The organism is Cyanobacteriota bacterium, assembly GCA_025054735.1.
Classification (GTDB): Bacteria; Cyanobacteriota; Cyanobacteriia; order SKYG9; family SKYG9; genus SKYG9.
In genome coordinates, this window is the sequence record JANWZG010000215.1 from 1 (window position 1) to 6,570 (window position 6,570).

Consider the following 6,570-nt stretch of genomic DNA (forward strand, 5'->3'; position numbering starts at 1 on the left):
AGGCAGGTTCGGCCTACTGGCGGCGATTAAGAGCACTGTAGGGAAGTACTCGTGTCATCTCCTTGACTGTGGTTATGCCATTGATAACTTTATCAACTGCTGCAACGTAGAAAGAGTCGAAGTTGATTTCTTGCAGATAGCGATAAAGCTGGGGCATAGTGCCTTCATAGATAAGGTGACGGATAGTATCATCCACATTTAAGAGTTCAATCACAGCTTCCCGGCCTAGAAAGCCCGTATTAAAACAGCGACTACACCCAGTACCAATACGCCATGCTTGAGGATTGGCTTGGTCGTAGGTAAGCCTCAAGGTTGCTAAATCTTCAGGGGTAGGTGTGTAGGGAACAGCGCAGTAGGGACAGATTTTCCGCACAAGCCTCTGGGCGACAATTCCCAACAGGGCATCGCTGATAAGACCAGGGTCAGGGCCAATGTCTTTGAGGCGAGGGATGGCACTAGGGGCATCATTCGTGTGCAGGGTGGTCAGCACAAGATGACCCGTGAGGGCAGCACGGATAGCAGTTTCGGCTGTTTCATGATCGCGAATCTCACCCACCATAATAATGTCCGGGTCTTGGCGCAAAATTGCTCGCAATCCAGCAGCAAACGTCATGCCAGCAGCCTCATGTACCTGAGTTTGGGTGATGCGGGGCAAGACATATTCGATCGGATCCTCAATAGTAGTAACGTTGACATCTTCCGTGGCGATCGCCTGCAAGCTTGTATACAACGTGCTGGTTTTGCCGGAACCTGTAGGGCCTGTGAAGATGATCATGCCTTGGGGCTGAGCCAACCAATGTTCATATATCGCTTGGGTGCGCCGGGTAAACCCTAGTTCACTGATGGTTGTGAACGGATTTTCCCTCGGCAACAGGCGAATGACGGCTTTCTCACCACCAACGCAAGGCAATGTGCTAACTCGCATATCCAGCCCTAGGTCATCGTTGCGGCCTGGGGCATTGCTATAACGTTCCCCAATGCGAGCATCTTGAGGGCGGCGACTTTCAGCGATATCCATGTTAGCCATAACCTTGAGGGCAACGATCGCCCGCCGACTCACCTCTAGGGGCAAAGTGGTAATATCGCGCAAGATGCCATCAATTCGATAGCGAACTCGCAGCCCATCTGGAGTAGGTTCTAGGTGAATATCACTCGCTCGGTTACGCAGTGCCCCAGAAATAATGGTCTTAATGCGACTAATCTGGTCAGCCGCCTTAGACAGATAAAGTTCTGTGACTTCACTAATATCCTCTGGCTCTGGCTCACCAGTAAGGGGATTAACCAGGGGTGTAGCAGTAATTTGTGTTTGGTCAAAGGTTGTCTGACGATACCAGGCACTGTAGCTTTTGTTACTAATGGTGATGACCTTAATATCCGTCAGGGTGCGATCGCTCAACTGGCGAACGACTTCTGGTGACAAGGCGGTAGGGCTGCCCAGGTAAAAACAGTTACGCCACAACAGTAAGGGAATGACGGCTGGCAATGCAGAGCGGTCAGGAAACTCTCGCAAAAATCGAAAACTTACCTGTGGATCCAGTAAACTGAGGTTAACATGCCCGTGGCGATCGACCAACATGGCTAGCGCCTGCTCACAGGTGATCTCGCCTTGGCGCAGTTGTTGCCACACTGATCGGCCTAAACCATCCGTTACTGTTGAGTGGCTTCGCCTAGGCGGTAGCAATTGTTGCAAAGCAGACTGTAAGGATGACGGCTCTAACATGGGGACGCGGGAGTTGACACACAACACTGACCACAGCCTAGTTCGCCCATAGGATTCCCAGTTAGCCTAGCAAAATTCCAGCTCAGCATCAGGCATTAACCGCAGCAGATTTCTCACTGACCGGGCTTGCCATGTTACCTGAGATGACGCTTTCACGGTTAGTTGAATATTGCCTTGCCGATGCAACCCTAATACAAACCGCGACAATACGGCAATGCCAGAGCTGTTTAAGTACTCTAGCTCTCGAATATCTAGCGTTAAGTGATCTGGTGCTCGGCTAACAACATTCTCTAAAAACTCGACAATAGGCTCATATGCCTTCAAGCCATCCAATCGCAACATGCCAGCTAAAACAATAGTTTGAGTGGCGGAATCATAAGTGCATTGATGCTCTTGTAGGGAATCCTCTTGCTCGCTAACATTTGCCTGCATAAGTACCCTAGTCCTTGTCAACAACAAGAAACATTATTGCTACCGTAGCATACCTAACTAACTCATGATTTGCCTACAGCTAAATTACTAGTCTTTAGATTTGCTCTGTAGATCCTGAAGCTTATGTTGCTGCTGACGGCAAGTTATGGTTGCTGCTGTTCCCCAACCTGTTTTCTGAATCCGTTTGCGAGCAGAGTTTAGCCAGTCACTGAAGGAGTGGCTCATAGCTCCCAGTTCTAGGCCAATGACCAAAGCTAGCCAGCTAGTAGGATGTTGTTTCCACGATCGCCATACCCGTTGACCCAGATAACCCATATACTGAGGGACAACCACTTGCCACTGCTCCACCTGCCCTTGCACCTGTTGTACGATTGACCAGATGGCCGTGCCCATAAATGCCAGGAGAGCAAGCCAGCCAGTGAGATACAGCAGTCGCAGGGCGGTGCCAATCACAGGGCCATGGGTGAAGAGCGATCGATGGCGAAACTGTTGATAAGGGATCCAAATCCACCGGAGCCAACCCCAGCGACGATATTGACACGATCGCACATCTAAATCAGGGCCAAACATTAGCCCCCCGAACAAAAAGCCAGATGCCACTAGCAGGGTTAGTGTGCTGTTGCGAGTTTGCCAAAAGCTGTAACCCGTAACTAGAGGTAGACTCCAAAGAGTGATGCGATCGTGAACGGAACCTGCGGGCATAATTGCTCCAATTGTGATACACTAAAATCCGCGATTGAACACATGGGCGGTTAGCTCAGTTGGTAGAGCGCCTGCCTTACAAGCAGGATGTCACTGGTTCGAGTCCAGTACCGCCCATTCCGCTTCGACACCATTTCATAGCAGCAGCAACTTCATAGCGATACCAATGTGGTGATGTCTAACTCAGCACGAGTAGCATATGTGCTTAGATTACCAAGTTTTTAAGAGTATGTATGAATCACCTACTGAGGGAAATCTAGATTTGTAAAGGGTGACTAGTAAGATCGTGAAGGCGTTGTTGATAGCAGGAACAGATACAGGGGTAGGCAAAACTGTGCTTACAAGTGCTTTAGTTGCCTATGGTCAGGCCCACATGCCCAACAAACGTCTGGGCCTAATGAAGCCAGTACAGTCAGGGGTAGGCGATCGCGAGCTGTATACTCGCTTGTTTCACCTAGACCAGACTCCAGAAGACATTACCCCTATCTACCTGCGAGCACCCTTGGCCCCACCGATTGCCGCCTTCAAGGAACAGGCTAACATTGACCTTGGACTATTGTGGCAGCGCTTCGAGGCATTGCGGCGACAGCGAGATGTGGTGTTAATTGAAGCATTGGGAGGGTTAGGTTCTCCTATTACTTGGCAAACAACCGTTGCTGACCTCGCCTGGGACTGGCAACTACCGACGGTATTGGTGGTGCCTGTGCGCTTAGGGGCGATCGCCCAAGCAGTCGCTAATGTCGCCCTAGCTCGACAAAGTCGGCTGCACCTAAAGGGGATTGTGCTGAACTGTGTGCAGCTAGAGCATGATTCCACAGCCTCTGCGATCAACGATCTAGCCCCTCCCGGCTTGATTGAATCCCTTACGGGAGTGCCTATCCTTGGTACTATTCCCCATCTCAGCGATCCTACTGACGTTCACAAGCTCATCCAAGTTGCCTCTAATCTGGAGATTGAGCGCCTGCTACCGCTGTAACGCTGATGCATACCGTCAGACAATTGCTAGGATGACACTATGACTCTACCCATCGTTGCTGTTATTGGCCGCCCCAATGTGGGCAAGTCGTCCCTGGTGAACCGGATTGTAGGGCGGAGTAATGCTATTGTCTTTGATGAGCCAGGAATCACTCGCGATCGCACCTACCAACTAGCGTTTTGGAATGATCGAGACTTCCAAGTTGTAGACACAGGGGGCTTGGTTTTCAACGACGATACTGAATTTTTGCCCCTGATTCGAGAACAAGCTATGTTGGCACTAGCAGAAGCTCAGGTTGCTATCTTTGTAGTGGATGGACAAGCCGGGTTGCTCCCTGCTGATGAAGAAATTGCCCATTGGCTACGGCAACAGACCGTCCCCGTAGTGCTGGCTGTGAATAAGTGTGAATCTGTAGAACAGGGCTTGATGCAGGCAGCCCAGTTTTGGGAACTAGGTCTGGGGGAACCATTTCCGGTTTCTAGCATCCATGGCAACGGAACTGGTGATCTACTAGATCGGGTGGTTGAGTATTTACCTGCAGTGGTGGAGACACCTGAGGAAAATTCACAAATCAGCGTAGCGATCGTTGGCCGTCCGAATGTTGGCAAATCCAGCCTACTTAACGCCTTTGTGGGAGAAACGCGGGCGATTGTCAGTCCTATTGCTGGTACCACTAGAGATGCGATCGACACCCTTGTGGAACGGAATGGCCAAACCTATCGGCTAATTGACACCGCTGGGATCCGCAAGAAGAAGCATGTGAACTATGGAGCTGAATTTTTCAGTATTAATCGCGCCTTCAAGGCGATTCGCCGAGCAGATGTCGTGCTACTGGTCATTGATGCGCTTGAGGGTGTAACTGAGCAGGATCAAAAGCTAGCAGGTCGCATTACCGATGATGGACGGGGCTGCGTTGTAGTGGTCAACAAATGGGATGCTGTCGAAAAAGACTCCTACACGATCTACGAGTATGAGAAACAGGTGAAGTATCGGCTCCAATTTGTAGATTGGGCAGATTTTATTTTTGTGAGTGCCAAAACAGGGCAACGGGTTGAAAAAATCTTGACTCTTGTGGATCAAGCCGCTGAGCAACATCGCCGACGGGTCAGCACCGCTGTTGTGAACGAAGTGATCGAGGAGGCATTACGCTGGCATACTCCCCCTACAACCCGCCAAGGACGACAGGGCAAAATTTACTACGGTACTCAAGTGAGTAGCCAGCCACCCACGATCGCCCTATTTGTCAACGATGCCACCCTGTTTAACGACAACTATCGTCGCTATATGGAGCGTCAGTTTCGCCAACAGCTTGGCTTTGGTGGCACACCGATTCGCTTGCTGTGGCGGAGCAAAAAACCCCGTGAGCTAGAAAGGACACGGTAAGTATTATGGACTTATTGCGATCGCTACCCATAGGGCTTTACCTAGAACAACCCGTTACTTGGCTGCACCGACTCGACTCTAGAGTGAAATTAGCCTGGTTAATGAGTTTTCTGATAGCACCTGTGTTGGCTAGCTCTGGGGTTCGCCTAGCGTTGGTTGGCTTGTTGATGACGTTAACACTATCGGCCATGATTCCGGTGCGGGTGTGGCGACAGCAGTTGGGGTGGCTCACAGTACTAATGCTGATGGTGTTTGGGTTGACAATGATTGCCCCTGATGGCATTGCTGCCTCCCAACAACCCCGCCTACCGGCTGATGAACTAGCCCTCGCTCAACAAACTGTCCCTCCACCATCACCCCAGCACTCAGCTTGGTATAACCCTCTCAGTTGGGGACAACGCAACTCCCCACTAGCTGCCACGACCCCTGAACTGCCTCAACCCACTGCCTATCGCTACGTTCTCGTTAAACATCCTCCCATCACCATTACCCGCCAGTCCCTTGATTTAGCAATTCGGGTTAGCACATTAATCTTCACGCTGATCTACAGCACCACACTCTATCTGCTAACCACTGCACCAGAAGAAATTACCGCTGGCCTTGACAGCCTCTTGCATCCGTTGCGGCGACTCCATCTGCCCGTAACAGAAATCATCCTGACACTAACTCTGGCATTGCGGTTTATTCCCCTTGTGCTGGAAGAAGTGCAAAACTTGGCACGCTCTATCCAGACTCGTGCAATCAATTGGCGCAAGTTAGGTTTTCGAGGTACGAGTCAAATTTGGCTATTGGCAGCGGAACGCTTGCTAGAAAATCTGTTAAGACGGGCTGAACAAATCGCTAGTGCTATGTTGATTCGTGGCTTTACCACTCCTAGTCAACATTACGTGCAGTGGCATCCATTGCGCATCTGTTGGCAAGATTGGGTGGCAATGGCAGCTCTAGTGCTGCTCTGGGGAGTTCGATTAGTGTGGGGTTGGCAGTCATAATTGTCTGGTTTCTGCTATAGTAAAAAATTTGGGAAGTCTACTATCAATATGGCCATTAGCCCGTACTATACGGGTTGATGATTAGCTAAGTACGATTTCCGTAAACAGGTCGTGGAGCATTTTCCCTAGAACTTTAGAACTGAATGAGCAGTGAAACTTATTTGAATCACCCAACGTTTGGACTGCTATTCAGAGTCTGTCTCGTTGAGGACGATCGCGAACTATTTGCCACTCTCTATGCCCAGCGGCTATTTTTCTTAGTCACAACTGGCCCCAATGGCCTGAAGTTTGAGCCGACTACCCGTGCGGATGCTCGCATCCTGGTTGAAGGCCGCCTTCGATTCCTACGCCGCATGGGGTTAGATGCT

At 50.4% G+C, this 6,570-nt stretch carries 7 protein-coding genes and 1 tRNA gene; 5 read left to right on the forward strand and 3 right to left on the reverse strand.

From position 1 onward, the window contains the following. Positions 1–13: 13 nt before the first annotated feature. The 3 genes from NZ772_11285 to NZ772_11295 all read right to left on the reverse strand — a co-directional run bounded on the left by NZ772_11285 (position 14) and on the right by NZ772_11295 (position 2,854). Positions 14–1,720 (reverse strand): GspE/PulE family protein, encoded by a 1,707-nt coding sequence (locus tag NZ772_11285; GenBank protein MCS6814129.1) that lies wholly within the window; start codon positions 1,718–1,720, stop codon positions 14–16. A 66-nt stretch (positions 1,721–1,786) separates the two neighbouring features. Then, positions 1,787–2,152: a hypothetical protein gene (locus NZ772_11290; GenBank protein ID MCS6814130.1), complete on the reverse strand. Its 366-nt coding sequence runs from the start codon at positions 2,150–2,152 to the stop codon at positions 1,787–1,789. Positions 2,153–2,239: 87 nt separating this feature from the next. Further along, a complete protein-coding gene (locus NZ772_11295; GenBank protein MCS6814131.1) occupies positions 2,240–2,854 on the reverse strand; it encodes a metal-binding protein in 615 nt (204 codons plus the stop codon). 44 nt (positions 2,855–2,898) lie between these two features. Here NZ772_11295 and NZ772_11300 point away from each other — a divergent pair. From NZ772_11300 to NZ772_11320, 5 genes are all read left to right on the forward strand, one after another. Continuing rightward, positions 2,899–2,971 (forward strand) — tRNA-Val (locus tag NZ772_11300). Positions 2,972–3,140: 169 nt separating this feature from the next. After that, positions 3,141–3,830 (forward strand): dethiobiotin synthase, encoded by a 690-nt coding sequence (bioD, locus tag NZ772_11305; GenBank protein ID MCS6814132.1) that lies wholly within the window; start codon positions 3,141–3,143, stop codon positions 3,828–3,830. A gap of 39 nt (positions 3,831–3,869) precedes the next feature. Beyond that, positions 3,870–5,213, forward strand: a complete 1,344-nt coding sequence (gene der, locus NZ772_11310) for a ribosome biogenesis GTPase Der (protein MCS6814133.1) — start codon at positions 3,870–3,872, stop codon at positions 5,211–5,213. Positions 5,214–5,218: 5 nt separating this feature from the next. After that, complete coding sequence (locus NZ772_11315; GenBank protein ID MCS6814134.1) at positions 5,219–6,202, forward strand: energy-coupling factor transporter transmembrane protein EcfT; 984 nt, start codon at positions 5,219–5,221, stop codon at positions 6,200–6,202. A gap of 143 nt (positions 6,203–6,345) precedes the next feature. Beyond that, on the forward strand, positions 6,346–6,570 hold a 225-nt coding region (locus NZ772_11320; protein MCS6814135.1), incomplete at its 3' end, for a PipX family protein.

Coding starts and splice junctions, on each gene's coding strand:
- NZ772_11285 (MCS6814129.1), bottom strand. CDS start 1,720: ATGTTAGAGCCGTCATCCTTACAGTCTGCTTTGCAACAATTGCTACCG.
- NZ772_11290 (MCS6814130.1), bottom strand. CDS start 2,152: ATGCAGGCAAATGTTAGCGAGCAAGAGGATTCCCTACAAGAGCATCAA.
- NZ772_11295 (MCS6814131.1), bottom strand. CDS start 2,854: ATGCCCGCAGGTTCCGTTCACGATCGCATCACTCTTTGGAGTCTACCT.
- der (MCS6814133.1), top strand. CDS start 3,870: ATGACTCTACCCATCGTTGCTGTTATTGGCCGCCCCAATGTGGGCAAG.
- NZ772_11315 (MCS6814134.1), top strand. CDS start 5,219: ATGGACTTATTGCGATCGCTACCCATAGGGCTTTACCTAGAACAACCC.